The 15,877-nt window shown below is 43.5% G+C and carries 11 protein-coding genes; 2 read left to right on the top strand and 9 right to left on the bottom strand.

All coding sequences use genetic code 11. The annotated features are described in order from the left end of the window. The first annotated feature begins 144 nt into the window (after positions 1–144). Positions 145–1,287 carry an N-acetyl-alpha-D-glucosaminyl L-malate synthase BshA gene (gene bshA / locus BM176_RS21140; RefSeq protein WP_090106323.1) on the top strand — a complete coding sequence of 381 codons (1,143 nt, stop codon included), beginning with the start codon at positions 145–147 and terminating at the stop codon, positions 1,285–1,287. Positions 1,288–1,341: 54 nt separating this feature from the next. Here the strand turns inward: bshA and BM176_RS21135 are convergent, their stop codons facing one another. The 7 genes from BM176_RS21135 to porU all read right to left on the bottom strand — a co-directional run bounded on the left by BM176_RS21135 (position 1,342) and on the right by porU (position 11,363). Continuing rightward, positions 1,342–2,784 (bottom strand): murein hydrolase activator EnvC family protein, encoded by a 1,443-nt coding sequence (locus BM176_RS21135; protein WP_090106322.1) that lies wholly within the window; start codon positions 2,782–2,784, stop codon positions 1,342–1,344. 60 nt (positions 2,785–2,844) lie between these two features. Beyond that, positions 2,845–3,678 (bottom strand): lipoprotein insertase outer membrane protein LolB1, encoded by an 834-nt coding sequence (locus BM176_RS21130; protein WP_090106321.1) that lies wholly within the window; start codon positions 3,676–3,678, stop codon positions 2,845–2,847. Between the two features lie 23 nt (positions 3,679–3,701). Continuing rightward, complete coding sequence (locus tag BM176_RS21125) at positions 3,702–5,456, bottom strand: tetratricopeptide repeat protein (RefSeq protein ID WP_177230476.1); 1,755 nt, start codon at positions 5,454–5,456, stop codon at positions 3,702–3,704. A 69-nt stretch (positions 5,457–5,525) separates the two neighbouring features. After that, positions 5,526–5,969, bottom strand: coding sequence for a dUTP diphosphatase (gene dut, locus BM176_RS21120; RefSeq protein ID WP_090106319.1), 444 nt, complete (start codon positions 5,967–5,969; stop codon positions 5,526–5,528). Between the two features lie 64 nt (positions 5,970–6,033). Beyond that, positions 6,034–6,513 (bottom strand): 2-C-methyl-D-erythritol 2,4-cyclodiphosphate synthase, encoded by a 480-nt coding sequence (gene ispF, locus BM176_RS21115; RefSeq protein WP_090106318.1) that lies wholly within the window; start codon positions 6,511–6,513, stop codon positions 6,034–6,036. Positions 6,514–6,656: 143 nt separating this feature from the next. Beyond that, positions 6,657–7,850, bottom strand: coding sequence for a type IX secretion system outer membrane channel protein PorV (porV, locus tag BM176_RS21110; protein WP_090106317.1), 1,194 nt, complete (start codon positions 7,848–7,850; stop codon positions 6,657–6,659). A 108-nt stretch (positions 7,851–7,958) separates the two neighbouring features. Beyond that, on the bottom strand, positions 7,959–11,363 hold the full coding sequence (porU, locus tag BM176_RS21105; protein ID WP_090106316.1) for a type IX secretion system sortase PorU: 3,405 nt from the start codon (positions 11,361–11,363) through the stop codon (positions 7,959–7,961). Between the two features lie 300 nt (positions 11,364–11,663). On the opposite strand from porU, the gene BM176_RS21100 reads away from it, so the two are divergent. Beyond that, complete coding sequence (locus BM176_RS21100; protein WP_090106315.1) at positions 11,664–13,205, top strand: SUMF1/EgtB/PvdO family nonheme iron enzyme; 1,542 nt, start codon at positions 11,664–11,666, stop codon at positions 13,203–13,205. Between the two features lie 449 nt (positions 13,206–13,654). On the opposite strand, the gene bcp is transcribed toward BM176_RS21100, so the two are convergent. Continuing rightward, the gene (bcp, locus tag BM176_RS21095; RefSeq protein ID WP_090106314.1) at positions 13,655–14,116 is read right to left on the bottom strand and encodes a thioredoxin-dependent thiol peroxidase; all 462 of its coding nucleotides are present in this window, start codon (positions 14,114–14,116) and stop codon (positions 13,655–13,657) included. 10 nt (positions 14,117–14,126) lie between these two features. Then, on the bottom strand, positions 14,127–15,818 hold the full coding sequence (locus BM176_RS21090; RefSeq protein WP_090106313.1) for a peptidoglycan DD-metalloendopeptidase family protein: 1,692 nt from the start codon (positions 15,816–15,818) through the stop codon (positions 14,127–14,129). Positions 15,819–15,877: the final 59 nt, after the last annotated feature.

The raw sequence follows: 15,877 nt of genomic DNA, 5'->3' as shown, positions 1-15,877 counted from the left end.
ATGGAGGAAATTCCGTCACACACCGTTAATCATGTTTAACAGGTTTATCATGGCAAAATGTTATAATTTTGTAGTCTGTAATTGAGTAAATAGCGTTATGCACACAGTGTACCGCACAAAGCGTTAAGCATCAAATAAAAAAATATGCGTATAGGAATAGTATGTTATCCTACTTATGGGGGTAGCGGCGTGCTGGCAACTGAGCTGGGCAAAGCTCTCGCAGATAAGGGGCATATGGTACATTTTATTACATATCAGCAACCTGTGCGTCTGAATGCCTTCCATGCCAACATATATTACCATGAGGTACAGGTACCTACCTACCCTCTTTTTGATTTCCCTCCATATGAATCGGCTCTGAGCAGTACAATGGTAGATGTGATCATGAACCATCAGCTGGATCTGCTGCATGTGCATTATGCTATCCCGCATGCATCTACTGCTTACCTCGCCAAACAGATCGTAGGCAAACAGGGAAGAATTGTACCATTCATCACAACTCTGCATGGTACCGATATTACACTGGTGGGGAAAGATAAGACCTATGCACCGGTAGTTACTTTTTCTATTAATGAATCAGATGCTATTACCGCAGTATCCAATAATCTGCGGGAAGAAACCTATAAGTCATTCCCGATAGAAAAGGATATTGAGGTGATCTATAACTTCGTGGATGTGGAGCGTTTTAAACGAAGAGAACCTGAGTTACAAAACTTCCGCAATGCCATTGCTCCCAATGGAGAAAAGATCCTGCTTCATGTATCCAACTTCCGTAAAGTGAAAAGAGTGCCGGATGTAGTGAAGATTTTCCGTAAGGTGCGTGAAGTAATGCCCGCTAAGTTATTGCTGGTGGGAGATGGACCAGACAGGCCGGTAATTGAAAGCATGTGCCGTGAAATGAATCTCTGTGGCGATATCCGTTTTGTAGGGAAGCAGGAACAACTGGAAGATGTAATGTCTGTTTCAGATCTGTTTATCCTGCCTTCTGAGTATGAGAGTTTTGGACTGGCAGCGCTGGAAGCTATGGCAGCGCAGGTACCCGTAATATCCTCCAATGCCGGTGGTTTGCCAGAAGTGAACATCCACGGCCAAACCGGTTATTTAAGCAATGTGGGAGATGTAAACGATATGGCTAAACATGCAATCCAGTTGTTAAAAGATGAGAAGCTGATGGCTACTCTCAGACAAGGGGCGCTTGAACAGGCGCAGCGTTTTCATATCAGTAATATCATCCCCCTCTATGAAGCACTGTATGAGGAGGTCATCAATAAAGCATTAGTGATGTAATTGTATAAATGAAAAAAGCGCCTGATGGCGCTTTTTTCATTTATACAATTACATTTATTTTCTTCTTATCCAACTTTCCGGGTTCTGTTTGGAAATTCCTTTATAGATCTGCAATTCTACCTCTCCCTGGTTTTCCAGTTCATTAACACCTGCCGTTCCTATCACCTGTCCGGTATTTACTTTATCACCTGTTTTAACACTCACAGTCTGCAAACGTACATAGTTGGTAAAATACTGACCATGACGGATAATAACCAATGCTCCACCGCCCGGTATGATCACTACTTTCCTTACTTCTCCCTGGAAGATAGCCCTTACCGCTGCACCTTTTCCGGTGCCAATAATAATACCATCATTCTCTACCGTGATCCTTTCCATTACAGCATGTTGCTGTCTGCCAAAGTGACCAATAATATTACCGGAGGAAACAGGCCAGGGTAGTTTTCCACGGTTAGCCTCAAAACTTTCTGATAATGCCAGTGCTTCAGGAGTAGCTTCCAGAACATTCTCCGTACGCGTCGGCTTTTCAACTTCAGCAGGTGGTGGCGGTGGCGGAGGTGTAGGAGCAGGAGTTGGTTTAGCTGGTACTTCAGCCGGTTTGTCTGCTATGGCATCATTTGTATTGTTTTTTGCGGCCGCCGCTGCAGCTGCTGCTGCCTTACGGGCAGCCTCTTCCCGTTCACGTTCACGTTTTCTCTTTTCTTCCAATGCTTTCCGTTTTGCTGCTGCTTCCTCTTCGGCCTGTTTACGGGCTGCCTCTATTTCACGACGGATTACTACCTGTATAGCTATCTGCACTTTCTGTGCATCTTTCTTATTCTTATTAATATCTGCTACCAATTCCTTCTCTCGTCCTTTGAGCTGTGTTAACACCTCATCTTTTTCCTTTTTATCTGTTTCCAGGATATTACGTTGTTCCTGCTCTGTTTTTAACGTTCCTGCCCGTTTGTCTTTCTGAGTTTTCAAGTTCTCTATCTTCTGATTCAGCAACACCTGTGTTTGCAGAATATTTTCTGCCTGCCTCCGCCGGTAATCGCGGTATTGCTTCAGATACTGATATCGTTTGATAGCATCATTGAATGTTTGCGATGAGAAGATAAAGTTCAGCATGTCGTAAGTGCTGCGATTCTTGTAGGCGTATACTACAAGCTGGGCATATTGCGACTTTAGGGTATCCAGATCTTTTTCCAGCGTTTTTATATCGCGGTAGGCAGAATTAATATCCCCGTTTATAAAATTGATTTCTTCGTTAATATTATTGATCAGGCGTGTACGTAAAGTAATTTTATCGCGCAGCGCCCTGAGCTGACCAAGGCTTTCGCGGGTAGACTTCTTGGTTACCTTGAGTGCTTCATTTGCTTCATCAATCTCCTTTTGCAGCTCTCTTTTCCTGTGCTCCAGTTCTTCCCGCGAAGGTTGCGTCGCCTGTGCATTCAGCAGGGCAGGTAATAAACCCAGTACTATTATAAATGGGAAAAACTTCTTCAAATTAAGCATGATAGTTTTAAAGATAACTGCAAAACAGCAATTTACAAATTTGTGTTCAACAGAGGGGTACTATTCTTTGGAATAACCAGATGGTATCGTGAAGGGGAAACTAACCGGCTGGTCAAAATCCACCTTATTAAAATCCATATTTACCTTGGTAAAACTTTTTTCTTCCACGAAGATGCGACGCCGTGTAGCAAACTTATGTCCGTTCTCAGATTTGTACTCTCCATATGTCAGTTCGCAGGAACGTTTACGAGCACTGTCCTTATCCATCACTTTGCTTTGCTGCAACACATAATCATCTGCAAAAACATTAAATAAACTTGTAAAGAGAGTGCTGTCGCAGCTAAAAGATATGACGGAAGGTGTTTTTATCACCTGGTAAATTGAATCTGTGAGGTATACAGGATTTCCTACAATAAGATCCTGTAATGTTTTAAAATCGAAAGGAATATTCAGTACATCATTCGCGTCTTTTATAGCGCGGAGATATTGTTTTTTATGAAACTTATCGATTGCCTTAAGACTATCCGGTGTAATAATAGCACGCGCCACTTCTCCTATCACGGGAAGAGATGCAGAGATCCAGATAACACTGTCTTTCTGCATGCGGATCACCGCATTGATGCCTGCCATTTGTTTTGATTCACTTTCAAAATCAACTTTCAGCTTAGCAGAAAAGGTGCTAAAAGAAATAATATTACTACGAATGCTGGATAACATATTCTTATTGTAAGCTACAGCCTCTGCCACGGCAGCGCTGTCCAAACTGTTGTTACTGTGCTGTGAAGTATCAGCTACAGGAAAAGGTGATCTTGCTATCTGACGTGCATGCCGACATGAAAACATTCCAGTGCTGATGATACCCAGTGTTATTAGTGCTAATGTTTGCTTCATCATGATCTTTAATTCAATACCTTCTGTTATTCTCGTTCTGTAGCAAGGATGTACCTTTTTTCTGCTATTTTACGAGCCAGTCCCACAGAAGTTGCTCCTTTTTCTTTGGCCAGCCGCCAATATTCCATTGCTTTATCCACTTCATGCAGGTTAAAGAGAATATCTCCGTAATGTTCCAGCATGTTTGGATTCTGCAAAGCATCTTTAGACTGCAATGCCTTTTCCATCCATTGTTTTGCCTGCTCATACTTTCCCAGACGGAATAGTACCCAGGCGTAAGTATCCATATAATTGGTACTTGCAGGTTCCAGTTCCAGAGAACGGTGTGACATACTCTCTGCTTTATCCAGCTGTTCACCGCGTAAAGAGAGATAGTAACTATAATTGTTCAGTACAGATGCATCATTCGGTGTTATTAAAAGCGCCCGGTCATAACTACTGTCGGACAATGTATGCTGTCCCGTAGCATGATAAGCATCTCCTAACAGGGAATATACATCTGCTTTCATTCCTTTTTCTGCATTGTTTATCTGCAAAGCATTATTCAGTGCGTCTATAGCAGCCGGATAATTTTGTAGCAAAAAGTCAGCCACGCCCTTAAAATAGTGGCCCATAAATTCCTTCGGGAACTTAGTGGAAACTATTGTGCTCACTCTCAATAAGTTATTAGGATCTTCCCTGCGTGAATAAATCCACATCAACTGGTACCACACGGAAAAACGCGTGGAATCCAGTGTCACGGCTTTATTGTAATCAACCAGCGCGCTATCAAGCTGTCCTGACTGGGAATACATATCTGCCTGTAAAGCGTACGCTTTGGCTTCCTCAGGATGTGCCTGAATTACAAGTTGTGCCAGTTCCAGTCCCTCCTTCAATTTGGAACTATCTATTTCCTGCATTTGCAGGTAAGGATAAACATAGGCTACTTTTTCATCTATGCTGTAATCCGGGTTGGCAAAAGCACGGGTAAGGTATGCCCAGTATCCTGCATGATCTCCCTCTTTCTTAGCATAACCGGCCAGTGCTATCAATGCTCTTGGATTGGTGGAATCCAGTGCCAGCGCCGTATGATAGATGGCTATTGCTTCCTCCTTGCGGTCATTGGCATTATAAATATCTCCAAGCACCAGGTAAAACCTTGTTTCACCGGGGTTCTGGTTAATTAGTTTCTGTATTTCCGCGGCAGCATCGTCTACCCGGTCCAGTTTCAGCAATAATCGTTGCTTCTGGAAGGCAAGTTCTTCTACGATGCCTGTTTTCTGTTCCAGCTTGTCAAACACCTCCAGAGCAGCGGTATTTTTTTCTGCTTTGGCCAGAAACATTCCTTTATTGTAGAGGTATTCGTCGCTATCTGGATACTGGCGGGCAAGGTGGTCATACACATTGGCAGCACTATCGTACATGCTGTTTACGCCAAATGCATCTGCCAGTGTGATCTGGAACCATTTATTCGTGGTGTCCATAATTGCAGCCCTGCGGGCAAACCCCAGCGCATATCCGGGATTGTGCACTTCCACAAAGAGACGGGATAACTCGTAATAAGCTGTTGGATTGTTCTTTTTAAGACGCAGGTAATCTGAGAACTGGGTGATAGCTGTGCGGTAATCCCCCAGGATTTTGGAGCGTTCAGCTGCAAAAAACAAGCTGTCTGCCCGTTGATCAATGAATGCCGGATCTCCAATAATATGTGTCCGTACAGATGTTGTTGCAGATTTGGGTGTACGGCAGGCGGTTGAAAAGAGAATAGAAAAGAGCAGCAGAGGCACGGATACACGTATCACGCAACTTAAGTATGACATAGTATTGTATCTGCATATTCGCTCCCTTTCTTCAGTTCTCTGTTCCATTATTTAAGATTTTCCTGTGTGTCCAAAACCGCCGGCGCCACGTGCTGTATCTGTTAGCAGCTCTACTGTTTCCAGGTGAGCCTGTACAAACGGAGCAATGATCATCTGGGCGATCCTTTCTCCCGGCGCAATGGCCTGGGGTTCGTTAGACAAATTGACCATAATAATTTTGATCTCTCCCCTATAATCCGCATCAATAGTGCCCGGCGTATTTAACAGGGTAAGTCCCTGCTTGATAGCCAGTCCGCTACGGGGTCTGATCTGTGCTTCATACCCTGAGGGTAATTCTATATATAAACCTGTTGGTACCAGTACCCGTTCAAGTGGTTGCAGCGAAATAGCTGTTTCCAGGCTGGCCCGGAGGTCCATTCCGGCCGCATCTGCCGTGGCATAAGCCGGCAGCGGATTAGCGGATTTGTTAATGATTTTTACTGAAATAGCTGCCATTGGACAAAGATATTCTAATTAGTTAATAGTGGACGAGCAGGGATATCCTGCACTTTTGTTCCTTTTATTTTTCCAGCAGTACGTTCGCGTACGCAACCACCCCCTCTTCCCGGCCCACAAAGCCCAGTTGTTCTGTAGTAGTAGCCTTAATAGAAACATCCTCAACCGGAATATTCAGTATACGGGCGATCGTTTCCTGCATCTGTGGCACATAAGGTTTTATTTTAGGCGCCTGCAGGCAAAGGGTGCTGTCAATATTCACCACCTGGTATCCTTTAGCGGCTACCAGTTCCATAGTCCGTTGTAACAAAATCTTGCTGTCTATGTTTTTGTAAGTATTATCCGTATCTGGAAAATGTACTCCTATATCTCCGAGACTGGCAGCACCCAGCATAGCATCACAGATGGCGTGGAGCAGTACATCTGCATCACTGTGACCCAGTGCTCCTTTATGATGTGGTACCAATACACCACCCAGCCAAAAATCCCGACCTTCTACCAACTGATGGAAATCCACTCCCAACCCGATACGCAGTTTGCTCATAATTGAAGTATAAACGATAAAATATAATCTATCAAAATTGAAGATAAGACGATCAAATTACCCGCAAATTAAAAATCCTCCGGAATTATCCGGAGGATTTATATATTTTAAAATAATATTAACTATTTAAAGGTCAGGTTACATTACCATGTTCTGCCTTCATCACCCTCTTCCTGAGCACCCAGATCAAATACAAGGGTAAACCGGAGTGTATTGGATAGTGGGTTACGCTGAATCCCGTTTCCTGAAGGTACGAGGTAAGAAAAGTTCAGTCCAAACATATTGTACTTAACCCCCATACCTGCGGTAACATATTTACGGTTGCCTTTGTTTTTGTCCTCATAGAAGTAACCGAGGCGCACAGCAAACATATCATTGTAGGTATATTCACCACCAGCAGAAACCGTAAATTCCTGTAATTCTTCTTTAAAACCGCCCGGAGCATCACCAAAAGAGGAGAACATACCCTGTAAAGTTCCTTTTTCGCGGTATTTACCTTCCGCATCAGGTGTAGGTACCATCAGTTTATTCACGTCTGCAGTCAGCATTACCTTATTGGTAGGATCCAGACTCCAGGTGTAGGCAGTACCTAAACCGAAGTTAGTAGGGATAAAATCTTTATTAGCGGCGGAAGAAGTGTAGGAAATCTTAGTACCCATGTTGGTCAGTGCAAGACCTACATTCCAGGTATTGAAGGTTCCATCAGACTTTTCGTAATCTTTTGTATAGAAAAAGGACACATCTGCAGCAAAGGCTTTACCTGGTTTTATTACACGACCATTGATATCTCCGCTGGCAAGGTTGGAGTAAATATAACGGCCCGCCAATGCAATAGAGAAATTATCTGATAATTTACGTGCATAACCGGCATCCAGTGCAAACTCACGTGGATGATAGTCGTATGTAGGAGTTCCTGTAACATCGGTAAAGTTGATGGTACCTAAGGAGAAATAGCGTAATGAGCCAGATACGGTTTGTAATTCATCCATCTGGTAGTAACCCGCTATTGTGGCCAGGAATACATCATTTACCAGCTCTTTCAGCCAGGGAGTATAGGTAACGGATACCGCAGAACGGGTTTTTGCGAAAGATACCTTAGCCAGATTCCAGTAAATAGAGTTGGCATCCGGAGAAGTGGCTACTCCCGCATCTCCCATTGCACCAGCCCTGGCATCAGGAGAGATACGCAGAAAGGGTACAGCGGTATTAATAGTGTTGGTTCGGCCATCAAGATTGCCAGTTCCCAGGGTATCCTGTGCTACAGCAGAAAAACCGGTAACGAGAGAACAAATAATAACAAGGTTTACAGTTACCTTTCGGATCATGCAATTGTACATGCAGTTGTATTTAGAACGAGTTGTAAAAATAGTTCGAATTTTAATATGTTCAAGATCTGGGGCCTGATAAGGGACGTGCGAATCTAATTTTTTCTTTTGATTCATAGGTTATAATAAAATTACTTTTCCACATAAGCTCTCTGTTTTTCCGTTCGCTCTTACCATTATGCTATAAATATAGATTCCGGGTGGTACTATTGAACCAGCATCATTAGATCCATCCCAGTTAGCCCCTACATAACGGCTCCCTGAAACATTTATTGTATGACGGATCGTTTTTACCCGACGCCCTTCTATTGTATAAATGCTAATCGTCAGATCCAGTTCCCGACCCTGTTGATTGTGCTCAAAAGTGAAATTTGTCTGATTATGAAAGGGGTTAGGGTAGCAGCTAACATCCCGGATCACCATTTCATCTCCTTTTATTACTTTAAAATGAAGGGTGGCAGTACCTGAATTATTATAGGTATCCCAGGCCTTTATTGAAAGTGTATGCGTTCCCGCGGATAATGAATAAAATGGAAACTTCACCGTTCCTTCCTGGTAGCTGTCTATTCCTGTCTCAAAAAAGTTATTCAGAATATAATACTTATCCGGATCGTTATCAAGGGTAGCTACAAGATCGTGTCCAATCCCGTAACCGGTAGTATTAATGCCATGTTCGTCCTGCAAATGTAAGAACAGTACGGGGTTTTCCCCAGTAATACCTCCATCCCGGAAAAATTCATTGTCAAGGTATGCCTTTATAGCGGGTCCCTGATCATCTGCAGGGGCATTAATTGCGGTACCTCCTACTCTGAAACCAGAAAATACGCCTCCGGCAGGAGTAACCCCGTTTGTAGCATAATAGCTGATATTACCGGGCTCACCCGCCTGGTAATTGATATCTGCAGGAACTATAAATGTACAGGTAAATTTACCTGTTTTTATGGTTTGCGGACCACGGTACAATATATTCTGCTGCTGGTAGAATCCTGTTTTATCACTTCCAGCATCATTGGCCCTTGTATATTGCAATGCCGGGGCATCATATACCGTCGTGTATAAAGTGCCATTATATGTATCCAGGGGCGTACCCTGTTCATCTTCAAGATGCCCTGTAATAGTATATTGTGCCAGCGCCTTCAACGTGTCAGGAACGCTCCCGGAGGGGGCACCATTCACAGAATCAGTCACCACATGATACCGGGGAAATGCCAGAGTGAGCGCCGGATCTCCCAGCAATTGGAACTTCCGGTTATTGGGTATATCACTATAGGTGGCGTAGGTCAGGTTTTTGGATAACATGGTTGCTTCCCCCAGGGTAGGCATCTGCCCGCCGGCACCGGGAGTAAGCAAAAGCTGCAGGTAATTGGCATTCAGAACCTTATTCGATGCCGCAAATACGGCACGGGTGGTCGTCATTAAGGCAATTCCTCCCCCGTTCTTCTGTAAAAGGATTTGTTCTCCCAGAGAGCTGTAAGCAGGATTATCAAAGGGCGCAAAATCGCAGGTAGCTGTAATAAAAAGGGGCAGTTTGCCACTATTCTTCCAGGTGTCCAGTGAACTTTGATCTACCACTACTTCTTCTGCCAACCGGGAATAATTACCATGCCCAGTATAGTTCCAGATTAGCGAACCATTATAAATATCTTCTGCAATAGCCGTATTTACCGCAGGATAACGGCTTCCTCCAGCATCAGCTATTTTGGGGAAAGCATCCAGGTAAATCTTATTGATCCTCCCGGCAGGCCATTGTTGTTGTACAATATCGCTCATACTTTCTGCATCCTGAAGATGCAGATTATCGTCGCCATCGTCTGCCACAAAAGTGATGTGCTGTTGCCAGCGGCCAAAATTAGCCGTGTCATGGTAGTGAATGATCTTATCTACGAGGACCTCTGCCTGAGAGGCCAGCTGGGCGGGAAGGCGCCCAATACCCACATCCAGCAGGTTTTGCCTGCTGTTATCGTTAATATCATCTGCATCATCCAGAAAACCGAAAAAGTCATCTGAGGGATATGCATTAATAGGATCTGTGGAGATAAAACTTTGCCAGGTGGGCACCATATTGGTATTGGACGGTATCCTGTGTTTATAGTCGTAAGAAGCATCTCCAAATAACAATAAGTACCGGAGCCCCCCTTTGTCGTAACACATTTTTACAAAATCCCTTACAGCCGAAGGATCTGGTGATCCTGATGCAAACTCATTATAGATATCACTCACTGAAACCACCTTTATAGTTAATCCATCATGCGCGCTATGCCATGCAGCCAGACGGCCGGCTGCAGCTATTAAATCCGGCGTGGTAACGATCAGCATATTCACACCATTAATGTCGTGCAGATCCTGATTTAGTACCATCCCACTGAAATGTGGCTGTAAAAATCCCTTATCCGAATAGGCCACATATTCATGCAGGGAGGCACTGCTACGGGAAAATGATAATGAGCTTCCGTTAAGGCTGGTTTTTACGGCTACAGGCTGTAAAGGATCAGTAAGATCCAAGATCTTCGTTTGTTCAGTTGCATTAGTCAGGACGAATTGTGCTGTTTGCCCGGTACCAACGGAACTCCCATCTCTGAAAAAGAGCGGCTCCTGTGCCGGGAGCTGTAAGGGACAGCGGCCCTGCAGTGTAATATAATCCAGCCATCCCTTTCCGTCACTGCTACCGGAACTGAAACGCAGTGTTACTGGTATATCAGAACCTGATGCTATAGCAGAATAATTACCTGTTGCAACAGTTGCAAAAGCTTCAAAGATATTTCCGGTGATAGCTCCCAGTGACATGTTGCCAGCCACAGTTCCATTCACTTCTACAGAAAAGCTGCTGGTACTTAGACTTCTGCCTGCTACACGGGCGCCAACTTTTAAAGTAGTGGGAGTTACGGGTAAGACAAAAGGAATCTTTAATACAGGCGTTACATTACTAAACTGGGTACCCCACCATTGTTTACCACTGTTTAGAAAATTAAGACTATCATTTTCATAAAAAGAATGGTAATCAAATGAGGTGACGGAAGTAGTAGCAGCTGGTTCGCCGGCATCCTTACTTACACGTTTTCCTGTAGTAGTCCCTATGTTCAGGTAATAGTAAGCCGTATCGCTGTAAAGGTTGGCTGTATGGGTATAATTACCTCCCTGATATGACCAGCTATGTGGTCCCGGGGCATAAAAAAGCAGGTAATCAGTTCCGTTCAATACTCCATCTCCTCCATCTTCCACCATTAAAGCTACTTCCGGGATATCGTCGTAACGGGAAATGGCATTGCTCTCAGGAAGCATCTGCCCTCCTGACCCGAATAACCGGATTCCGGCAGACTGTAATGCAGAGGTGTTGATGCCCATCCCCGCCAGTTGGGACAGATCTATTTTATATATCCCCTGTTGCGCTACCGATAATTTATACCAGTTCCCTGAAGCCAGTACAGAATGTGGTGCATAAATTCTATTTCCTCCACCGTCTGTTGCTAATGCCGGAACAATCCGGCAGCAGAACAAAAACAAACAGCTAAGGCAATAAAATTTCATATAGGGAATTTAAACAAACATAATAAATATAAAGTATATTTATCAGCTGAAATCGACCAATCACGAGTTTAACTGTTTGATTATTCGGGAGTCTGCCAATAAGATAAAGAGCCAGATTAAGTGACAGGTAATATTAACTTAATATGTAGAATGCCAAAATCTTTCAGGGGTAAAACATTGATTCAAAATACAATACGTTCAATTAACGCGCAAACGCTTACAGATTAATTATTTTTACTATAAAATAAAATATCCTACATTTGCGTTTACCATAAACATCAAATACTAAAGCTAATTCGCATGCATAGATTAACCTCTGTCTCGATGCTCATAGGCGCCAGTGTCATCTTGTCGATGACTGCCTGCAATAAAAGTGGCAGTGGTGGTAAAAAGGCCAAATCTACCGCCACTGGCTGGAATTATAATGACCCTAAGATGGGTGGTTTCAGCGTAGCCAAGAGCAAAGACCAACAAACTGGTCCTGGTCTGGTTTTCGTGCAAGGTGGTACCTTTGCTATGGGAGCGACCGAACAGGACGTAATGGCCGACTGGAATAACATTCCAAGACGTATTACGGTTTCCTCATTTTACATCGATGAATCGGAGGTGGCAAACGTACACTACCGTGAGTACCTTTACTGGCTCCGTAAAATGTACATGGAATCCTTTCCTGATGTTTTCCGCAAAGCTTTACCGGATACCCTGGTATGGCGTAGCGAGCTGGCTTACAATGAGCCACTGGTAGAATACTACTTCCGTCACCCTGCCTACAATGATTATCCGGTAGTAGGTGTGAACTGGAAACAGGCTGTAGACTATTGTAAATGGCGTTCTAACCGTGTAAATGAAAAGATGCTGATCGACAAAGGTCTACTCGGCAAAACAGACATTAACAATCAGGCAGACGATAACACATTCGACACCAAGTCATATACTGCCGGTTTATACGAAGGTATTCCCGGTAATATGTCGAAGAGCACCAAAGCTCAGTTTAAAAATGCTGATGGTTCTCCCCGTACTGCTCAATTCGAAGATGGTGTAATGTTACCTAACTACCGCCTCCCAACTGAAGCTGAATGGGAATATGCGGCACTGGGTTACATTGGCCAGAACCCCGGTCCTTCCAAGAAAGAAGGTAAACGTGGTGAAGAGTTGATCATGAACAAACAGGTTTATTCCTGGGGTACTAACACCAGCGGTCTGAGAGATATCCGTCGCGGAGCATGGCAGGGACAGTTCCTGGCCAACTTCAAACGTGGTTCCGGTGATAACATGGGTATGGCTGGTGGTCTGAATGACCGTGCTTCCATTCCTGGTCCAATCGTTTCTTACTTCCCGAATACTTTTGGTATCTACAATATGTCAGGTAACGTAAGTGAGTGGGTACTTGATGTATACCGTCCGCTGAACCCGATAGATGGTGATGACTTTAACTACTTCCGTGGTAACAAGTTCCAGACTACCTATATGAACGGTGAAAACGAACCTGAAAAGGATAGCCTGGGTCATCTGAAAATGCGTGATGTAACAGATGAAGAAAGTGCTAACCGTTTGAACTACCAGAAAGGTGATGTTATCAACTACCTGGATGGTGATACCCTTTCAATGGTTGAATATGGTTACGGTGTAACTTCACTGGTTAACGATAAGTCACACGTTGTTAAAGGTGGTAGCTGGAATGACCGCGCTTATTGGCTGTCTCCAGGTGCACGTCGCTACATGCAGGAAGATATGGCAACCAACACTGTAGGTTTCCGTTGTGCAATGGACCGTGTGGGTAGTCCTGAAGGTAACAAGTTCAAAACTGGTAACCTGTTCAAGAAACAACGTCAGAAGAGATAATCTCTATCATATTAATAAAAAAGCCCCGGGTGAATCACCCGGGGCTTTTTTTATGTTTGAATGTTTCTGAGGATTGTTAATGATCAATAAATACACTACATCTGCCTGTTTAGTGTCTTAATTTAGCTTTAGGATAAGATTTTAGATTAGATCTTTATTATACATCACCTAATCATCACGGCAGATAGGGTATATTTATTGATCATTAACAATCGCGGGGCATCAGCACATCTACTTATATTGATTTCAGAACAAATTAATTGTGTCTTCGCGGGAAATTAAGGACAAGTTGATAGTGAGTCTATAGTTGCTCAATACGTAAAACATACATTGGACAATCTTTGAGCACCTATATGCGATCTAAGCCTGTCCAACGTATGTCCAATGTATGTCCAATGTATGTTCAATGCATAGACTCACTATTATGTTTCCTTCATCAGTATAAGACACTATGCCCACACCTTCAGGATCTCTTCTGTGTGATTCTTGGTATCAGGTTTTGCAATAATCTTATCGATCACACCATTCTCATTGATCAGGAAAGTAGTGCGAAACACGCCATCATATGTACGTCCCATCATCGTCTTTTCTCCAAACACACCATACTGTGTAACGATTGTTTTACTATCATCTGCCAGTAAAGGAAATGGAAGATCATATTTCTCTGCAAACTTCTGGTGGCTCTTTTCACCATCTGTACTCACACCTACTACCGCGTATCCTTTCTTCAGCAAAGCATCATAATTATCCCGCAGGTTACATGCCTGAGCAGTACAACCCGGTGTCATATCTTTCGGATAAAAATAAAGGATCACCTTCTTCCCTTTCAGATCTGACAGGGATAATGATTTACCGTCCTGATCTGTTCCTTTGAAAATGGGTGCTTTATCTCCTTCTTTTAAATGTGTCATAACGTTATAATTATCTGGTGAAACTAAATGTTTTCGTACTCACGTTACCTGCAATATCTGTCACAGTTAATTTAAGATTATGCGCGCCAGGGGGGCAATGTTCGTCAAAGGTGTAGGTGATCACATTACTTTTGCGTGAAAACATCAGCCAATGGCCATCCAGCTCTGCGCGATAGCTTTTGATTCCACTCCCATCATTGATAGAAAAGATCAGCTTTGTAGCCTTTGACAAATTACTACCCTTTTTCACAGCATTCAGCATCGCAATTCTAGGTGCTATTGTATCTGCTTCCAGATGGAAGTTTCCAAAATCACGGAACTTACCTGTATACCAGCCATTCTCGTATGTAGTGGCTGAAACATCTTCTCCAAGTCCCTGACGGACCATCACCATCTTATTCTGCAATGCTGCTGGTATTGGCTTGTTGGCCTTTATACGGAGGGTGAAATACGTATGAACAGGTATTACCGGAGTATTCAGATGATATGTAGAGGAATATGCTTTTGCGATAGCCGGCAGTTCAGTATAGCTGAAACAGATCTGATCATACAAGGAAGTTTCTTCCAGGAAGAACTCTACCAGGTTATTCTCAAAAATATTGCGGGACTCTGCATACATGGTATTTGCACACTTTGGCAGTGCAGACGGTTCTCCACTTTGTTTCAATGATAATTTCACAGTACTGGAATTGCCATAAGCATCTTTTACCAACAGTTTTACGGGGTGCGGTTTTCCATCGGAGAGGTCGAGCGCACCATCTCCCTGTACATCTTTATAGATGTCCAGTTTATTACCTGGCAGCGAAAATAGAAGTTGCAGGTAAGGTCCGCCACTTTTTTTCACTTTATAGTCTATGTGTGCATTGATATAACGGGAATCTTCAAAAGCGATATTATCCAGCTGGAAGCCACTGTTAGGAACGTCCCTGTCAAACAGTACCACTTCATAGATACCATAAGAGTTAGGAGCAGTTCCCATACGGTCTACCGCATTAATTCCCAGTCCGGCCTGTGAAGCTCTTACAGGTATAACAGCCTGTGTGGTCACATATTCACCATTCACCTTTTTAAGAGGCAAGATTACCGGGGTTTGGTCATAAATGCTCTTATCCATATCATAGATGGCTATACGGTATACATCAGGAGCACGGCTGTCAGGAATATCGAAGCCAAACAATAATGGGTTCAAAGGCTTTTCAGATTGCGTACCCCTGATTTCAAAATGCACATGCGGACCGGCAGAACCACCGGTATTTCCACTCCAGGCAACAAAATCACCCTTCTTTACCGGAAACTTGTTTGCAGGGATTTTCATATCTGTAGCCCAGCTTTCCTGCGCATACTCCTGCTGTTTCACATACTGCTCCAGGGCAGGAAAAAAGCGGTTCAGGTGGCCGTAGACAGTAGTATAACCATTGGGATGTGTGATATACAACACATTACCATAACCGGTATGGGACACACCTATACGACTAACATAACCATCTGCGGCAGCATATACCGGCAGGTTTTCCCGTTGTTGTGTTTTAATATCTATTCCTGCATGAAAATGGTTGGGGCGAAGTTCCCCGAAATTACCGGCCAGCTGTATAGGTATGTTCAGTGGATTCCGGAAATATCCCTGTGGATAGTTCTTTCCTGGCAATTGAGCATGTAACAGCTGAGGTAATAAACAGCATAACCCGAATATTCGCTTCATCATGCTGCAAATGTAAGAAGGAGAAAGGAAAAGTTTACCTGGTACAAGAAGCCGATTTTGCA

It is taken from the genome of Chitinophaga sp. CF118, assembly GCF_900112615.1.
In the GTDB taxonomy this organism is placed as follows: domain Bacteria; phylum Bacteroidota; class Bacteroidia; order Chitinophagales; family Chitinophagaceae; genus Chitinophaga.
Note: the sequence above shows the minus strand (reverse complement) of the source record. Positions and strands in the feature narration are given on the sequence as shown.

Excerpts from the sequence above, each read along its gene's own strand:
- BM176_RS21100 (WP_090106315.1), top strand. The coding sequence starts at position 11,664 with ATGCATAGATTAACCTCTGTCTCGATGCTCATAGGCGCCAGTGTCATC.
- BM176_RS21135 (WP_090106322.1), bottom strand. The coding sequence starts at position 2,784 with ATGCTTAATTTGAAGAAGTTTTTCCCATTTATAATAGTACTGGGTTTA.
- porU (WP_090106316.1), bottom strand. The coding sequence starts at position 11,363 with ATGAAATTTTATTGCCTTAGCTGTTTGTTTTTGTTCTGCTGCCGGATT.
- bshA (WP_090106323.1), top strand. The coding sequence starts at position 145 with ATGCGTATAGGAATAGTATGTTATCCTACTTATGGGGGTAGCGGCGTG.
- ispF (WP_090106318.1), bottom strand. The coding sequence starts at position 6,513 with ATGAGCAAACTGCGTATCGGGTTGGGAGTGGATTTCCATCAGTTGGTA.
- BM176_RS21130 (WP_090106321.1), bottom strand. The coding sequence starts at position 3,678 with ATGATGAAGCAAACATTAGCACTAATAACACTGGGTATCATCAGCACT.
- dut (WP_090106319.1), bottom strand. The coding sequence starts at position 5,969 with ATGGCAGCTATTTCAGTAAAAATCATTAACAAATCCGCTAATCCGCTG.
- porV (WP_090106317.1), bottom strand. The coding sequence starts at position 7,850 with ATGTACAATTGCATGATCCGAAAGGTAACTGTAAACCTTGTTATTATT.
- bcp (WP_090106314.1), bottom strand. The coding sequence starts at position 14,116 with ATGACACATTTAAAAGAAGGAGATAAAGCACCCATTTTCAAAGGAACA.
- BM176_RS21090 (WP_090106313.1), bottom strand. The coding sequence starts at position 15,818 with ATGATGAAGCGAATATTCGGGTTATGCTGTTTATTACCTCAGCTGTTA.